Source organism: Citrobacter sp. NCU1, assembly GCF_010231475.1.
In the GTDB taxonomy this organism is placed as follows: domain Bacteria; phylum Pseudomonadota; class Gammaproteobacteria; order Enterobacterales; family Enterobacteriaceae; genus Citrobacter_D.
In genome coordinates, this window is record NZ_NRDO01000045.1 from 67,981 (window position 1) to 85,207 (window position 17,227).

At 53.4% G+C, this 17,227-nt stretch carries 8 protein-coding genes; 3 read left to right on the forward strand and 5 right to left on the reverse strand.

All coding sequences use genetic code 11. The features are described from left to right. The first annotated feature begins 62 nt into the window (after positions 1 to 62). Together paaX and paaY are read left to right on the forward strand one after the other, a co-directional pair. Positions 63 to 1,016 (forward strand): phenylacetic acid degradation operon negative regulatory protein PaaX, encoded by a 954-nt coding sequence (paaX, locus tag CJP72_RS15270; RefSeq protein ID WP_162382207.1) that lies wholly within the window; start codon positions 63 to 65, stop codon positions 1,014 to 1,016. Further along, the gene (gene paaY / locus CJP72_RS15275; RefSeq protein ID WP_162382208.1) at positions 998 to 1,594 is read left to right on the forward strand and encodes a phenylacetic acid degradation protein PaaY; all 597 of its coding nucleotides are present in this window, start codon (positions 998 to 1,000) and stop codon (positions 1,592 to 1,594) included. The genes paaX and paaY overlap by 19 nt, the downstream gene beginning before the upstream one ends. A gap of 269 nt (positions 1,595 to 1,863) precedes the next feature. On the opposite strand, the gene CJP72_RS15280 is transcribed toward paaY, so the two are convergent. The 4 genes from CJP72_RS15280 to azoR form a co-directional block, all read right to left on the reverse strand. After that, positions 1,864 to 3,198 carry an HlyD family type I secretion periplasmic adaptor subunit gene (locus tag CJP72_RS15280; protein WP_162382209.1) on the reverse strand — a complete coding sequence of 445 codons (1,335 nt, stop codon included), beginning with the start codon at positions 3,196 to 3,198 and terminating at the stop codon, positions 1,864 to 1,866. Then, positions 3,198 to 4,955, reverse strand: a complete 1,758-nt coding sequence (locus CJP72_RS15285; protein ID WP_162382210.1) for a type I secretion system permease/ATPase — start codon at positions 4,953 to 4,955, stop codon at positions 3,198 to 3,200. Before CJP72_RS15285 ends, CJP72_RS15280 begins: the two co-directional genes overlap by 1 nt. A gap of 48 nt (positions 4,956 to 5,003) precedes the next feature. Next, positions 5,004 to 10,298, reverse strand: a complete 5,295-nt coding sequence (locus CJP72_RS15290; protein WP_162382211.1) for a peroxidase family protein — start codon at positions 10,296 to 10,298, stop codon at positions 5,004 to 5,006. Between the two features lie 621 nt (positions 10,299 to 10,919). After that, positions 10,920 to 11,525 (reverse strand): FMN-dependent NADH-azoreductase, encoded by a 606-nt coding sequence (gene azoR / locus CJP72_RS15295; RefSeq protein WP_162382212.1) that lies wholly within the window; start codon positions 11,523 to 11,525, stop codon positions 10,920 to 10,922. 199 nt (positions 11,526 to 11,724) lie between these two features. Between azoR and hrpA the strand changes: the two genes are divergently transcribed. Then, positions 11,725 to 15,627: an ATP-dependent RNA helicase HrpA gene (hrpA, locus tag CJP72_RS15300; RefSeq protein WP_162382213.1), complete on the forward strand. Its 3,903-nt coding sequence runs from the start codon at positions 11,725 to 11,727 to the stop codon at positions 15,625 to 15,627. 56 nt (positions 15,628 to 15,683) lie between these two features. Here the strand turns inward: hrpA and CJP72_RS15305 are convergent, their stop codons facing one another. Continuing rightward, complete coding sequence (locus CJP72_RS15305) at positions 15,684 to 17,003, reverse strand: MFS transporter (RefSeq protein ID WP_162382214.1); 1,320 nt, start codon at positions 17,001 to 17,003, stop codon at positions 15,684 to 15,686. Positions 17,004 to 17,227 lie beyond the last annotated feature (224 nt).

A 17,227-nucleotide genomic window follows, 5' to 3' on the forward strand; every position in this document is an offset into this window, starting at 1 on the left:
TCAGAAAAAAAGGAGTGTGCTATGCTTCATCATAGGGAAAAAATGACAACAGAATGAATCACATGAGTAAACTCGACACGTTCATCCAGCAGGCGGTTAGCGCTGGTCACATCAGTGGAACCTCACTTATCTCCTCGCTTTATGGCGACTCGCTCTCTCATCGCGGCGGTGAAATCTGGCTCGGGAGTCTGGCGGCATTGCTGGAAGGGCTGGGCTTTGGCGAACGCTTTGTGCGTACCGCGCTATTTCGGCTCAACAAAGAGGGCTGGCTGAATGTCTCGCGTCTGGGACGCCGCAGTTTCTACAGTCTGAGTGACAAAGGTCTGCGTTTAACCCGACGGGCGGAAACCAAAATTTATCGCGCTGAACAGCCCGCGTGGAATGGCAAATGGCTGTTGCTGTTGTCTGAAGGGTTAGACAAAAACACCCTCGCTGATGTCAAAAAACAGCTGATCTGGCAGGGATTTGGCACCCTGGCGCCAAGTCTGATGGCGTCACCGTCGCAACAGCTTGCGGATGTGCAGTCGCTGTTGCACGAGGCCGGTGTCGCGGAGAACGTGATCTGTTTTGAGGCGTATTCTCCGCTGGCGCTTTCGCGCGCAGCGTTGCGCGCCAGGGTTGAAGAGTGCTGGCAACTGACCGAACAAAACGTGATGTACGAGTCGTTTATCAACGCATTTCGCCCCTTGTTGCCGCTGTTGAAAGAGGTGGAGCCCGACGAATTAACGCCGCAGCGCGCATTTCATATTCAGCTTCTGCTCATCCATTTCTATCGACGCGTGGTGTTGAAAGATCCATTGTTGCCCGAAGAGTTATTACCGGCGCATTGGGCAGGACAGACGGCGCGTCAGCTATGTATCAACATTTATCAACGTGTTGCCCCAGGCGCACTGGCGTTTGTCAGTGAAAAAGGGGAAACCTCGGTAGGAGAGTTGCCGTCGCCGGGTAGTCTCTGGTTCCAGCGTTTTGGCGGTCTGAGCGTAGATCAGGAGGCAGTATGCCAATATATCAAATAGATGGATTGACCCCGGTGGTGCCTGAAGAGAGTTACGTCCATCCGACGGCTGTGTTGATTGGCGATGTGATCCTCGGTAAAGGGGTCTACGTGGGGCCGAACGCCAGTCTGCGGGGGGATTTTGGGCGTATCGTCGTTAAAGACGGGGCGAACATTCAGGATAACTGCGTGATGCATGGTTTTCCGGAACAGGACACCGTGGTGGAAGAGAATGGCCACATTGGACACAGCGCGATCCTGCACGGCTGCACGATTCGCCGTAACGCGCTGGTGGGCATGAACGCGGTGGTCATGGACGGAGCGGTGATCGGTGAAAACAGCATCGTCGGCGCCGCCGCATTTGTGAAAGCGAAAGCCGAAATGCCGGCGGACTACCTGATTATCGGTAGCCCGGCGAAGGCTATCCGCGCGCTGAGCGCTCAGGAGATGGCATGGAAGCAGCAGGGGACACGTGAGTATCAGGTACTGGTAGAGCGTTGCAAGCTGACGATGCATCAGGTGGAACCGCTGCGGGAAGAAGAACCGGGTCGTAAACGCCTGCAATTTGATGAGAACCTGCGACCGAAGTCGGCCATGTAAGGGTTAGCCCTCTCAGGATTTACCCGGAACGGACAACATGCTGATTTTGCGAACGGTTCCGTTCACTTTATGTGCTTCGCTTCTCTGGTATTTCATGCCCCGTGAACGGGTAAAGGGTGCTATCGCCGCCCCCTTAACAATCCCGGCAGGAGCCAGGGTTGAAAGGGAGGCGGCGGCGAGCCTCCCTTGCACGTTCACAGGGAGTGTGGTTTCAGAGAAGCAGTGAACATAAGGTCACCCTTCGTCAGAGTGACAGATTCTCTAACGTATTAATACTCTTTGAAAGCCAACTCCAGCCGGGCCAGTAACGGTTTAAACAGATAGCTCAAAAATGTGCGCTCACCGGTTTTTATCGTTACGCTGGCAGGCATTCCCGCTTTAATTTTGTAATTTCCCAACAGATGCACGCCTTCCGGGGAGACCCGGACTTCAGCGAGATAATAGGGCTGTTGCGTGGTTTTATCGATCAGGCGGTCGGCCGAAACGGTCAATACCTGTGCCGGAACCGAAGGTAATAAGGCATGGTTGAGCGCCGGGAATAACACATCGACGGTCAGTCCCGGCGTCATTTTATCAATGGCATGCACCGGGATTTTGGCGTCAATTTGCAGCGGTTGTTCTGCGGCGACAATATCCATCAAATGCTCACCCGGCTGAATGATCCCGCCGACGGTACTGACTTTTACGTCCAGCACGATCCCGTCAATTGGCGAGCGGATCTCCGTGTTATTCAGCTCGTGTCGGGTCGACGCTAACTCATCTTCCAGCATCGCGACCTCTTTTTGTTTGAGGGTCAGCTCCGATTCCACTTCCTGGAGAAACTGGTGCTGTACTTGATACGCTTTGATTTTCATCTCATTTTGCTGAGACTTGAGTTTGGCGATATTGAGTATGTCTTCTGAGACATTGCTGGAGATTTCGGCGGCTTCCCGCTCAAGCACCAGTAACTGGGCCTTGGGATAGTAGTTTTTTTCGCTCAGGGCGCGAATGGCGCCCAGTTCTCTGCTAATAAGCGTAAATTGATGCTCGCGAAACCCTTTTATCTTGGTTAAATTTTCGGTTTGTCCGGTCAACCCATCCAGCGTTTCCTGAATCATGGATAATTCATCCTGAATATTTTTTCTGCGAGTCTCAAACAGCTTTTCTTGTAATTGACGGACTTCAACAAGGCGCTTATTACTGGAAAATTGGCTTATCAATTCCTCACTATAGACGATCGTATCGCGACCGTCCCTTTCGGCCAGTAACCTGTCCTCATGGGTTTTGGCCGAGATATATTGTGCAATCAATGCGCTGTAACGCATATCAAGCGCCATTTTATCCAGGCGAACCAGAATTTGATCTTTCTTAACCAGATTGCCTTCTTTAATCAGAATATCGGTCACCCGGCCGCCGCTTAAATGTTGAATGGTTTTACGATTGCTGGAGACAGTAACCGTACCGTCAGCAACGACACCGGCGTCCAGTGGCGCGCCGACCGCCCATAATATAAAACCACCCACTCCCAGAATAATGACAACGAGACCTCGGATTAAAGGCGGCCATATATTCGTATCGACACTCGCAGTCTCTGACGTTGCAGAATTATCTGTACGCTTTTTCATTATAAAGCCTCTCGTTGTGGTTCATTATTCGGGGCAGGAGGTGGTGTGGTTGAGGCGTTGGGGACCGATTTTAAAATATTTGCCTGACGTAAATTGGCAAACACCTGGTCGCGTGGACCGAATTCCTGAATCGCCCCTTCGTTGAGCAATAACACTTTATCGACGACGCCCAGCAGCGTCGGTCGGTGTGAAATAATGATCACCGTTTGCCCCTGGGTGCGTAACGTATTGATGGCCTTGATGAGGGCGTGTTCACCCGCGTCATCAAGGTTGGCGTTGGGTTCATCCAGCACGATGAATGCCGGGTTGTTAAAGACCGCCCGCGCCAGCCCGATTCGCTGCCGTTGGCCGCCCGACAATTGGTATCCCTCGGCGCCAAGTGGAGTATCGTATCCCTGCGGCAGGCGCAAAATCATCTCATGCACCCCCGCAAGTTGCGCTGCCGCAACGATCAGTTCACTGTCGTTGTCGGTAAAGCGTGCGATATTTTGCGCGATGCTGCCGTCAAACAACTCCACATCCTGCGGCAGGTAGCCGAGGGACGGGCCAAGCAATGCTTTGTCCCACTGACAGATATCCGCGCCATCAATACGAACCTTACCGGAGAGCGGGCTCCAGACGCCGACCAACAGTTTCGCCAGCGAGGTTTTTCCGGACGCGGAGGGGCCGATGATCCCCAGTATTTCTCCCTGTCCGAGTTGAAAGGAGATATTACGCAACGTTGGGGATTTTTGACCCGGAGGCGCGGCGAAGACACCCTCGACGTTGATATTGCCTTTTGGGCGCGGCAGCGTCAGCACCTCTTTTTGCTCCGGAAATTCCCGTAACAGCGTTGAAGTTTGATGCCAGGCGTTGCGAAACTGCACAAACTGTTTCCAGCTACCGATAACCTGTTCTACCGGGTTCAACACCCTGCCGAGGATAATGGAGGCGGCAATCATCAGGCCGGGGGTGATTTGACCACCGATCACCAGTAAGGCCCCCGCGCCCAGTGAAATAGATTGCAATAAGATGCGAACAAAGCGGCTCAGGCTGCTTAATGTGGCAGTTTTGTCCGCAATCTGCGTTTGCAGAACCAGCACTTTGCTGTGTTGCGCCAGCCAGTGATTTTTCAGCGTTGCCAGCATGCCCATCGCTTCAATGGTGTCGGAGTTTTGTAATTGCTTATTCAGATTACTGGTATTGTTGATGGTTAATGCGTGCGCCTGCTGAATCGGCTTTTTGGTCGACAGTTCGGAGACCAGTGTCAGGGTAAATAAAATCAGTATCCCGACGATGGAAAGATATCCCAAAAGCGGGTGGACGATAAACGCAATCAGTAAATAGAAGGGTGTCCACGGAATATCTAACAGGGCAAATAAACTGTTGCCCGAGAGAAATTGGCGAATTTGCGCCAGATCGGCCAGCGCCTGCGCCGGGTTATTTTCACGGGTGCTCACCCGGCGTTTAAATGCGGCATTAAAGACTAATTGATTTAATTTCACATCCAGTCGGTTGCCAAATCGCGTCATTACACTGGCGCGGGCATATTCAATCATTGAGATAACGGTATACAGACCGATTATCAACAATGTCAACATTAACAATGTGGTCGTGTTTTTACTGACCAACACGCGATCATAGACTTGTAGCATATAAATTGCCGGCGCCAGCATTAGCATATTAATCATACTGCTAAAAAACAGTAACATCAGAAATGCAGGCTTACTTCCTTTCAACGCATTTTGTAGCTCAGTTGGCGTTTGCTGGCGCGGCATAATAGGCTCCTTACTCGTTTATCGAGTTATTAATAATTTCCCCAGACGTTAAATAATAAAGTCTGTGGAATTGACGGTATTGGCCGCAACACCCGTCAGCGTAATAACATCGCCGCCGATGGTGATGATCGTTTGGTTATTATTTCCCGAAATCAAAACAGTAGAGGCAAAGTTTGCGGTAGTAACGCCCATTCCGGAGATATTAATCAGATCCTGTCCGCCGATAGCATTACTGTCGAAACCGGAAATACTGTCCTGTCCGAACCCGGTTGAGAAGATGAAGCGGTCGTCACCCGTACCGCCGTCCATGCTGTCGTTACCCGCACCGCCGGTCAGTACGTCATTGCCGAGACCGCCGGAGAGCACATCGTTGCCTGCGCCCCCCAACAGGGTGTCGACACCGTTTGCCCCTTGCAGGTTGTCGTTACCGTCGCCACCGTCGAGCGTGTCGTTGCCAATGCCACCCAGCAACTGGTCGTTTCCTCCCAGCCCGGATAGGTTGTCATTGCCGCTGCCGCCGGTGATGGTGTTGGCCAGCGCGTTACCGGTACCGGTGAAATTCCCTGAACCGGTATATTCGAGGATTTCGACGTTGTCCGCCATGACCCAGGTGGCGAGACTGGTCTCGACAGTATCGGTCCCCGCATTCACCCCTTCGGTCACAACATCGCCCGCGTTATCCACGATATAGAGGTCGTTTCCAGCGCCACCTTCCATCGTGTCGGCATCCAGTCCACCATCAAGTTGATCGTTACCGGCCTCGCCAATCAGCGTATCCCGACCACTGCCGCCTTCAATGTCGTCATCGCCGGCTCCGCCGTTCAGCAGATCGTCACCCGCCTGACCGAGCAGGGTGTCATTACCGCCTTGTGCAAGGATGACATCGCTCCACGCCGTCCCCGAATGGGTGTTTGACGCGTTGGTGCCAACAATCATGTCGCCAACCGGTTGGGTGGCCGAAGAGGTCAGGACGACGGATGGGTTTCCTTCATCATCCGTGACCGTCACCACAACCAGCAACGTACGCCCAATCATGGCGGCAGGCGGAGTGTAGGTCGCTGACGTCGCGCCGTTAATATTGGTGAATCCTCCGTTTGGCTGGCTCACTCGCCATTGGTAGCGGAAGTTATCTCCGGTTAAGCCGTCTGCATCCGCAATGCCGGAGACTACGGCGGTCAGCGTGACGCTTTCCGTTGGCGTCAGATCGCTGATGACTGGTGAACCGGTGGTGGGCTGATCGCGGACCATCACGGCGCTGGTTTGCGACGACACCAGTGTTTCAGCATCGCCCATGCGGTCGGTAAAACTGGCAACAACCCGCAGTGGCGCGCCCAGAATATTCCCCGGAACCCGGAACTGCGTACCTGTTGCCTGATCGCGCCATTGACCGCCGACCAGCGCCTGCCAGGTCATGGTGATTGGCGTATCGGCGGCAATACCATTCCCATCCAGCAGATTAGACAGATTGACCTGCAACAGATCGCCCACTTCCGGCGTCCCGTCGCTGATGGCGAGATTACCGGTGGCTTTTTGTGCCGTTACCCAGAGCTGTTCGCCGTCGCCAAACTCCACTTTTTCAATGTTGAGCAGGCGGTCTACGCCATCATTGAACGCCAGTCCTGCCGCCGGAGTGGCATGATTGACCGTGAGGCTGCCGTCGGTGTTACGCTGAAATAGATAGTTGCTGCTGAGATCCCGGTAGACGGCAACGTCGGTTTCAGTGCCATTACCGTCGCGGAGAATTTCCCGCACAATCGACAGTTGGTTCGGTTTGAGCGTGCCCGCCTGCATGTAAGATTTGAGCTCGTTCATGCTGTCTGCGCTGGTTACCCCAGCCAGCCCGGATACTGCGATACGCACGTTCAGCCACGAGTCGCCGTCGATGATGTCGTTTCCGGCCTTACCGGTGAGGCGGTCGCTGCCACCGCCACCCAGTAAAATGTCGCCACCGTTGTCCGGGTTAAACAAGACGGCATCACCCGATGCTGCGCGTGGAACACCCAGAATCGACTGGAGTCCGCTGATTCTGTCTGCGCCCTCCTGGGTCAGGTTGTTGGAAAGCGGCGTCCCCTGAACCGGCGCAGTACCGATAGGTTGCTCAGTGCCAACCAGCACGTCGTCAAATTTCCAGCCTGAAAGGCCTTCAACCAGGTCAAAACGATCGCGCAGGATAAACTCTTGCTGGTTGACGAAAATCGGAATGCCCAGATCGGAGTTGGCGGCGTTCGGATCTCCTTTGTGAATAGCCCAGTCAAAACCGGACATGCCGTTGTTGCGCTGAATGCCCGCGCCCTGGACCATGATGTCGTCACCGCCTTCGCCGTCGTAGTCAGTATCGTTGCCCTGACCGTTCAGCACGTCATGCCCAATGATGGTACTGTTAAAGAACAGTTCGGAGTTATCGCCGGCCAGCGTATCGAAGCCGTCACCGCCTTCTAACCAGTCGTCGCCTTCGTTACCCATCAGGGTGTCACCGCCGGAGCCCCCCAGCGCGAAGTCATTATCGCGTCCGGCAAAGACTTCCTGAGCATCTTCGCCGATCACCATGAAGTCACTGCCGCTGCCGCCGAAGATCAGGTCGTTGCCGTTGCCGGAGAAAATGACGTCGTGTCCCGCATCGCCATGCAGGAAGTCAGCCCCGCCAATGGGCGTTCCGGTGTCCGTAATGATGTCGTTGCCATCGCCGCCGTGTACCACGTCGGCTTCATCGCCACCGTCGAGACGGTCGTCACCGGCATCACCCCACAGGCTGTCGATCCCTTTGCCGCCAATTAAGGTGTCGTTGCCCGCCGAGCCGCCGAGCACCACATGACCATCACCCGAATATTTCAGGTAAGCGCCGTCAGCCGCGCCATCTCCATCAACGTCCGCTCCCGCCGCACGGCGTACCACCAGAGGGAAGAGGAGGTCTTTCAGCGCATTGCCCCATTTTGGATCAGCATGCGTTTGCAAGGACTGATTGACTTCGAAGGTGTAATCCGGCGTCTGGAACAGGTGAGCGGGCAGGTGAGACGAACCCGGATCGCCCAGATCGCTGTTACGCATCACCAGGGCGGAGAAGGAGTTTGCCTCCAGTTCGTTCAACATGTTGAGACCCTGGACGCGGCTCAGATAGTAGAACCGATCACCGTCCTGCAACATTTCCATCTGGGTTTCAAAGACAAAGTTGAAGGTGGAGCCGAGCATGCCGCCGAACTCATTTTTACGTTCCGCCAGCCCGCCAATCCAGAAATCGACCATGTTGAGGCCGGTTTCTTTATCTGCCCAGGCACCGGTTCCCATAAAGAAATCAAGCGCATCGGCACGCGCCGGATCGTCTTCCGCGCCAAACAAAAGGAAGTTCACCGCCGCTCGTTTTCCGTCCAGTGTAGTCGCGGCTTTAATCAACTCATGCTGACCGTAGGCCGCCATAAAGTTGATGATCGAGGACGGGTTTTTCAGGAAAGAGCCAAAATCGGCCCAGCTGGTATAGGGGCGCAATTCGCTGTTGCCGGTTAATTCATAGAATTGCTCACGCGCCTGATTAAGGGTGGGCATTAAGGTGTCGCGCCCGCGAGCAAGGTTAAGCGCGCCCAAATCCAGCGGCAACCCAATCAGGTTATTACGCAGCGCCTCGGTAATGAATTCGTCAATTTCGTTGCCGACCTGACGGGTCATACCGCGCACAATCGCGCCGACGGCCTGCTCGCTGGAGATAGTTTCGCCGTTAAGCTCATGGAACGCGACGGGGTTCAGGAATGCCTCAATCAGCCCGATGTCACCGTCTTGCATGTCGGCATCGGTACGGGCGACGGTTTCGGTGAGCATTGAGTGACCAAAGCGGTAAACCACATGGGCAAATTCAGCAAAGATAGCCGGGTTGATATCCGCCGTGTTCGAGAAGACGAACGGATCGACCGCCGGTTGCACGGCGCGGGCGAACTCTTCAAACACCAGGTGTTGATACTGCATTTCCGTGGCGAAACGACCGGCCTGGAAGAGGTATTCCCCGTTCCATTGCAGCGTGCTGGTGTCTGCTGGCATTTCGGTAATCTGATGTTCTGGCATCAGCCATTGGTTGATCAGATCAATATCGTTCGTTTCAAGGATGGTGGTTTTGTACTGCTCGACCAGTCGGTTATGTTCGCTGTGGAACACCGAGTGTACGGCGGTAAGACCGATGTTTTCGTTACCACGACCGTCACCGGTAATGAAGTGTCTGTCGAGCAGTTCATCGTCATAAGTGCCCGCCGCGGGCGCATTGCCGAGGTCGCTATCGCTATCGGCCACCAGGTTGGCTTTCGGCACCGCCGTGTGGGCAATATCATCGAGGAATGCGTGTCCGGTTCTCAGCGTATCGGCAGGTAAAGGTCCTCCATTGGCTTCCACCAGCCCATGCCCGGTCACGATTTGGACTTTGCCATTTTCGCTTAAAATCAGGTTGCCATAGCGGTCGGTCGCCAGCAGCGGCACATTGAAAACGTCCTGATTGGTCAGCTTAATGCCCAGCAAGGTTTCAGCCTGATGTTTGATATCAGCCCAGGTGGCCAGCCCGCCGTTGCTCCCTTCCAGCAAATGACCGGTGGGCACTGGCTTACCATCTACCATCACATATTCGCGGATAAAAATTTGATGCGAAGGGTGGGAAGTATAGGTCTGGTTCTGATCAATCCACGGCGTAGTGGTGTTAATGGTGTCATGATTGGCATCGACTTTCGCGCGGGTGAGAATCATGAAGTTAGTATCAGGCTGCCCCGGAACTGGCTCTTTATACAGAGGATCGTCTGGCATCAGCGGAATAAAGACGATGCCATTGCCTTCCTTGGGGATCAGATCCAGACCGTGGTCGAAGAATTGCCCGAAAAAGGTCATCCAGCCGTTAAACGCTGGTGATAAACCAATGTCAGGCGAGAGGTTCGGAATCGACAAACTGCCATTGTCGGAAACCGTACCGCCGCCGGGGACGTCAACCAGCCCGTCATGGGCTTCCTGGGCTGCCGGGTTCGACGCGGTTTGGTCGGAAATCAGGTTACTGATAATGCGCGGATCGGCATCAGTCACCATCTGATTGGGATTTAAAATGAGGTACTTTGCCAGTGCCTCCATATCATTCAAATCCAGAGCAACCAATCTTGGCATGCTCTGGTCGGCAGAACCGTACAGCTCCTGGCCGGGCAGAAGGTTGTTCCATGAACCATCCACGGTACGAACCCCGTAAGGCAGCAGGGGGCTGGAGACTAATTCGCGAAGCAGATCGCCATTCACGCTGCCATCCGGATTGGTCGCAGCTTCTGATATCTTGATTTGCTGAAGAATAAACGCCAGGTCGTGCAGAGTTACTGTGAAGTCGTATTGTGTAGCCATAGATAATTGCCTCATTGCTTGAATAAGCATTCTCATTCGCATCTACCAAAATAAAGGCAGAAGAAATGTACTGAGTACGACTGTAAAAATTATCTGATTAATAATTACGCATCTGAGTTCTTTTCTAAGTGGTAAATGACACTACCTTTGGGCCTCCATTTTTTACCGATATTTAAATTTACTTTGTTCGCTAAGTTTATTTCTAACGTACGGTGATAATAAAAACAGCTTTTAAAAAGCTGTTAACGTATTGAAATGACTTAAAAACGTCACGAAACCTCATTTGTAATGATAAAAATACATTAGCGTTGTTTATAAATATTAAGGAGTATTTCAGTAGTGTTACAATTGCGTAATGTTCATAACTATGAAAGGTCATGGTTTTACAACCATCATACTTTTTCATTAAACGAAATATTCTTTCTAAACTGTTACGCGGTAATTAAAATGGCGGTGGAGATTAAATGAGCAAAGCATTCATCACATAAATAAATAAAAGGCTTATTAATCTTGTGGTTTTATCGTGAGGGTAGGAATTCGTAATACAAAATAGGTCAGGCGGGATTTTTAGAGATAAAAGAAAGACAAAACCCTCCCACCGGGCGGTGAGAGGGGGAATTTTTAGGCCGCCACGACGCTGTCGATGGCCGCTTTGGCGTCGGATTGTGCTTTGGACGCGACATCCGGACCGTAGGCAATCCCTTCTGCAAACACGAAATTCACGTCGGTAATACCGATAAAGCCGAGGAAGACTTTCAGGTACGGCGCGATCAGGTCAGTCGGGGTATCTTTGTGAATACCGCCACGACTGGAGAGGATCACCGCGCGTTTACCGGTCACCAGACCTTCCGGACCTTTCTCGGTGTAGCGGAATGTGACGCCAGCACGCGCAATCAGGTCGAAGTAGTTTTTCAACTGCGTCGGGATGTTGAAGTTGTACATTGGCGCGGCGATAACAATCACGTCGTGCGCTTTCAGTTCCGCAATCAGCTCATCAGAGAGCGCCAGTGCTTCCTGCTGACGTGGCGTCAGCGCGGCGTCGCTCGGGCGCAGAGCTCCCACTAACTCGCCATCCAGTACGGGAATGGGATTTGCCGCGAGGTCGCGAACGGTGATCTCGTCTGCGGAGTGCTTTTCACGCCACTGTTCAACAAAATAATCAGACAACTGACCAGACTGAGAGTACCCTGCCAGAATACTGGATTTGAGGACTAATACCTTGCTCATAGGTGTTTCCTTGTATGTGTTTGAAGGGGATGCCCCGTTGCTTGTTGACACTTTATTCACAATCCTGCCGCAGTGATAGCGCAATATATCGAAGCCTATGTTCGAAATTATTGAACAACACACGGTTAGCACCGATGTGGTAATCTATACCTAACATCGAAATGAGATTTGATCAGGCAGAGCACTGCCCTCTAACGTTATGACAGAACAACAAAAATTGACTTTTCACACCCTTCAGCAACAGCTGGATTCGCTGATGCTGCGTGACCGACTGCGCTTTTCCCGGCGCCTGCACGGTGTGAAGAAGGTTAAAAATCCTGATGCACAACAGGCCATTTACCAGGAGATGGCGAAAGAGATTGAACAGGCAGCAGGTAAAGTCCTGCTGCGCGAAGCGGCTCGTCCTGACATCACTTACCCGGATAACCTGCCGGTAAGTCAGAAAAAACAGGACATCCTGAACGCCATTCGTGACCATCAGGTGGTCATTGTGGCGGGGGAAACTGGCTCCGGGAAAACCACGCAGTTACCCAAAATTTGCATGGAACTGGGGCGCGGCATCAAAGGATTGATCGGTCATACGCAGCCGCGTCGTCTGGCGGCGCGTACCGTCGCCAACCGTATTGCAGAGGAGCTGCAAACGGAGCCGGGCGGCTGTATCGGCTATAAAGTGCGTTTTAGCGATCATGTCAGCGACAACACCATGGTCAAACTGATGACCGACGGTATCTTGCTGGCTGAAATCCAGCAGGACAGACTGCTGATGCAGTACGACACCATCATCATTGATGAAGCGCACGAACGCAGTCTGAACATCGATTTTCTGCTCGGCTATCTGAAAGAGCTGCTGCCGCGTCGCCCGGATCTGAAAATTATCATTACCTCCGCGACCATCGACCCGGAGCGTTTTTCACGCCACTTTAATAACGCGCCGATCATTGAAGTTTCCGGTCGGACTTACCCGGTGGAAGTGCGCTATCGCCCGATTGTTGAAGATGCGGACGATACCGAACGTGACCAGCTACAGGCGATTTTCGACGCGGTGGATGAGCTGGGACGCGAGAGCCCCGGCGATATTCTGATTTTTATGAGCGGCGAGCGTGAAATTCGTGATACCGCCGATGCGCTCAATAAACTCAATCTGCGCCATACCGAAGTGCTGCCACTGTATGCACGACTGTCCAATAGCGAACAGAACCGGGTCTTCCAGTCGCACAGCGGGCGTCGCATTGTGCTGGCCACCAACGTCGCGGAAACCTCCCTGACGGTGCCGGGCATTAAGTACGTGATCGATCCGGGTACCGCGCGTATCAGCCGCTACAGCTATCGCACCAAAGTGCAGCGACTGCCGATTGAACCGGTGTCGCAGGCCTCCGCCAACCAGCGTAAAGGCCGCTGCGGACGTGTGTCGGAAGGGATCTGTATTCGCCTTTATTCGGAAGACGATTTCCTGTCGCGTCCGGAATTTACCGATCCGGAAATCCTGCGTACCAACCTGGCGTCGGTCATTTTGCAGATGACGGCGCTGGGGCTGGGCGATATCGCCGCGTTCCCGTTTGTTGAAGCGCCAGATAAACGCAACATCCAGGATGGCGTACGCCTGCTGGAAGAGCTGGGGGCGATCACCACCGATGAACAGCAAACCGCGTACAAACTGACGCCGCTCGGTCGTCAGTTGTCGCAGTTGCCGGTCGATCCGCGTCTGGCGCGGATGGTACTGGAAGCGCAAAAACATGGCTGCGTGCGCGAGGCGATGATCATCACTTCTGCGCTGTCTATCCAGGACCCGCGCGAGCGGCCAATGGACAAAAAGCAGGCATCGGATGAGAAGCATCAGCGCTTTCACGATAAAGAGTCCGACTTCCTCGCTTTTGTGAATCTGTGGAATTACCTCGGTGAGCAGCAGAAAGCGCTGTCATCGAATCAGTTCCGCCGTCAGTGCAAGGTCGATTTCCTCAACTATCTGCGCGTGCGTGAGTGGCAGGATATCTACACGCAGTTGCGTCAGGTGGTGAAAGAGCTCGGTATTCCGGTGAACAGTGAACCCGCCGAATATCGTGAGATTCATATCGCGCTGCTTACCGGTTTACTTTCCCATATCGGCATGAAGGATGCGGATAAGCAGGAGTTTACCGGCGCGCGTAACGCCCGTTTCTCTATCTTCCCCGGCTCAGGCTTATTTAAAAAACCGCCGAAGTGGACGATGGTTGCCGAACTGGTGGAAACCAGCCGTCTGTGGGGACGTATCGCCGCGCGGATCGATCCCGAGTGGGTGGAGCCAGTTGCGCAGCATCTGATCAAACGCTCATACAGCGAACCGCACTGGGAACGCACACAGGGCGCGGTGATGGCGACGGAAAAGGTCACCGTTTACGGTCTGCCAATTGTCGCGGCGCGTAAGGTCAACTACAGCCAGGTAGACCCAATGCTTTGCCGCGAGCTGTTTATACGCCACGCGCTGGTGGAAGGCGACTGGCAGACGCGCCACGCGTTCTTCCGTGAAAACCTGAAACTGCGCGCCGAAGTAGAAGAGCTGGAGCACAAATCGCGCCGCCGCGACATTCTGGTGGATGACGAGACGTTGTTCGAATTCTATGACCAGCGTATCAGCCATGACGTGATCTCCGCGCGCCACTTCGACAACTGGTGGAAGAAAGTCAGTCGCGAAACCCCGGATCTGCTCAACTTTGAAAAGAGTATGCTGATCAAAGAGGGCGCAGAAAACATCAGCAAGCTGGACTACCCGAACTTCTGGCATCAGGGCAATCTTAAGCTGCGCTTAAGCTACCAGTTTGAACCGGGTGCGGATGCTGACGGCGTCACCGTCCATATTCCGCTGCCGTTGTTAAATCAGGTGGAAGAGAGCGGCTTTGAATGGCAAATTCCCGGCCTGCGCCGCGAACTGGTCATCGCATTGATTAAATCGTTACCGAAACCGATACGACGTAACTTTGTGCCCGCGCCAAACTATGCCGAAGCGTTTTTAGGTCGCGTGACGCCGCTGGAACTGCCGTTGCTGGATTCGCTGGAGCGTGAGCTGCGCCGGATGACGGGTGTAACGGTTGACCGCGAAGCCTGGCAGTGGGAGCAGGTGCCCGACCATCTGAAAATCACCTTCCGTGTGGTGGATGACAAAAACAAGAAGCTGCAGGAAGGGCGTTCGTTGTCGGCGTTGAAAGAGGCGCTGAAGAGCAAAGTGCAGGAAACGCTTTCCGCCGTTGCCGATGACGGTATCGAACAGAGCGGTTTGCACATCTGGAGTTTTGGTCAGCTTCCGGAAAGCTACGAACAAAAACGCGGCAACTACAAAGTGAAAGCCTGGCCCGCGCTGGTGGATGAGCGCGACAGCGTTGCCATCAAACTGTTCGACAATCCGCTGGAACAACAGCAAGCGATGTGGTGCGGATTGCGCCGCCTGTTGCTGCTGAATATTCCGTCGCCGATCAAGTATCTGCACGAGAAGCTGCCGAACAAAGCCAAACTTGGCCTGTACTTTAACCCGTACGGTAAGGTGCTGGATCTCATCGACGACTGCATCTCCTGCGGCGTTGACAAGTTGATTGACGCCAATGGTGGGCCGGTGTGGACGGAAGAAGGCTTTGCGGCGCTGCATGAGAAAGTTCGCGCCGAGCTGAACGAGACGGTGGTCGACATTGCAAAACAGGTCGAACAGATCCTGACTGCCGTTTTCAATATCAACAAGCGTCTGAAAGGGCGGGTGGATATGACCATGGCGCTCGGGCTTTCCGATGTCAAAGCGCAAATGGGCGGTCTGGTGTATCGCGGGTTCGTCACTTGTAACGGCTTCAAACGTCTCGGTGACACGCTGCGTTATCTCCAGGCGATCGAAAAACGCCTCGAGAAACTGGCTACCGATCCGCACCGCGACCGGGCGCAGATGTTGAAAGTCGAAAGCGTACAGCAAGCCTGGCAGCAGTGGATCAATAAACTGCCGCCTGCGCGTCGTGAAGATGAAGATGTCAAAGCGATCCGCTGGATGATTGAGGAACTGCGCGTCAGCTACTTTGCCCAACAGCTGGGAACGCCTTATCCGATCTCGGATAAGCGTATTCTGCAAGCGATGGAGCAGATTAGCGGCTAGTATTTATTAAGCTTGAGAGGGATCTTAACGGCCAGCATTTGCTGGCCGTTTTGCTATTACAGGGTTGATGTTTGCGCGTCAATGACGGCGGTGCGGCGGCGTCGGCTGGCGAAGAAAATCGCCGTCAGTGAAATGGCGACGGTGGTCATCAGATAGATGGCGACAGGCACCCAGTCGCCATCGTATTTTGCCAACAGGCCGGTCGCGATCAGCGGGGCGGTGCCGCCCGCCAGCGCTGCGCCAATCTGATAACCGAGGGTAATTCCTGTGTAACGCACGTTAGCGCTAAAGATTTCAGAGCACAGCGTACCGAGAACAGCAGTCACCGGCGCCCACAAGATACCAAACATGATAACCGTAGCGACCACGATTCCCCAGGTGGTGCCGGTGTTGAGTAACAGGAACCACGGAACAATAAACAGCCCCAGCGCAAACACACTGATGGCGTACATTTTTTGGCGTCCCACTTTATCGGAAAGCAGCCCCATGAGCGGGATCATCACCGTCGCAACCAGCGCGCCCAGCGTGACCGCTTCCAATACCTGTGATTTTTGGTATGTCAGGGTGGTGGTGGCGTAGCTGACGACAAAGGTCGAGAAAATATAGAACGGCGCGGTTTCCACCACTTTCAACCCGGCAGCGATCAGCACTTCGCGCCAGTGATGCGTCAGCGTATCGCGCAGCGGCGCTTTGGCCACCTGACCGGATTGCTTCACCTTCTTAAACTCTGGCGTTTCATCAATATCTTTGCGGATCCACAGTCCTAACAACACCAGTACGGAACTTAACAGGAAGGGAATACGCCAGCCCCAGGAGAGGAAGTCTTCTTCACTGAACAGGGTCATCAGCGAAACGATAAAGGTGGCCATCAGCATACCGATGGTGACGCCTGCCTGCGGAATGCTGCCAAAAAAGCCTTTGCGTTTTTCGGGGGCATATTCATAGGCCAGTAACAGTGCGCCGCCCCATTCACCGCCGATGCCCATTCCCTGAATAACACGCATCAGAATCAATAAAATAGGCGCCCAGATCCCGATCATCTCATAGGTTGGCAACAGGCCAATCATCACGGTTGCGCCGCCCATCAACGACAGAGTAAGCACCAGCGTTTTCTTACGCCCGATACGATCGCCAATATGTGCAAACAACACCCCGCCGATAGGACGAATGAAAAAGGTGAGGGAGAAGGAAAGATAAGAGAGAATCAGCCCAATGACCGGATCCACCATCGGGAAGAATATTTTGTTAAACACCAGTGCGGCGGCGGTGCCATATAAAAAATAATCAAACCACTCTATCGCGCTGCCGGTCAGACTGGCGATGAGAACTTTTTTGTTTTTCTTCAAGATAGCCGTGCTGCTTTGATGCGTTGTCATTACTGGAACCTCGCCACAGAGAGTATAAATCAGGTGATACCCGAATCGGTGTGGGTGCAACCTGTCGCGTTACAAAGGTTGTTAAATTGTTAATCAAACTAGAATTGTTTGTAATATTTAACAAGTGACAAGGCCAATAAAAGGGCTAAACCGGCAACATTATTGCAGTGTGATTCACTGCTATTTGCGAGAATGGAAAGTAAATACTTTATCTGGAGTGAAGG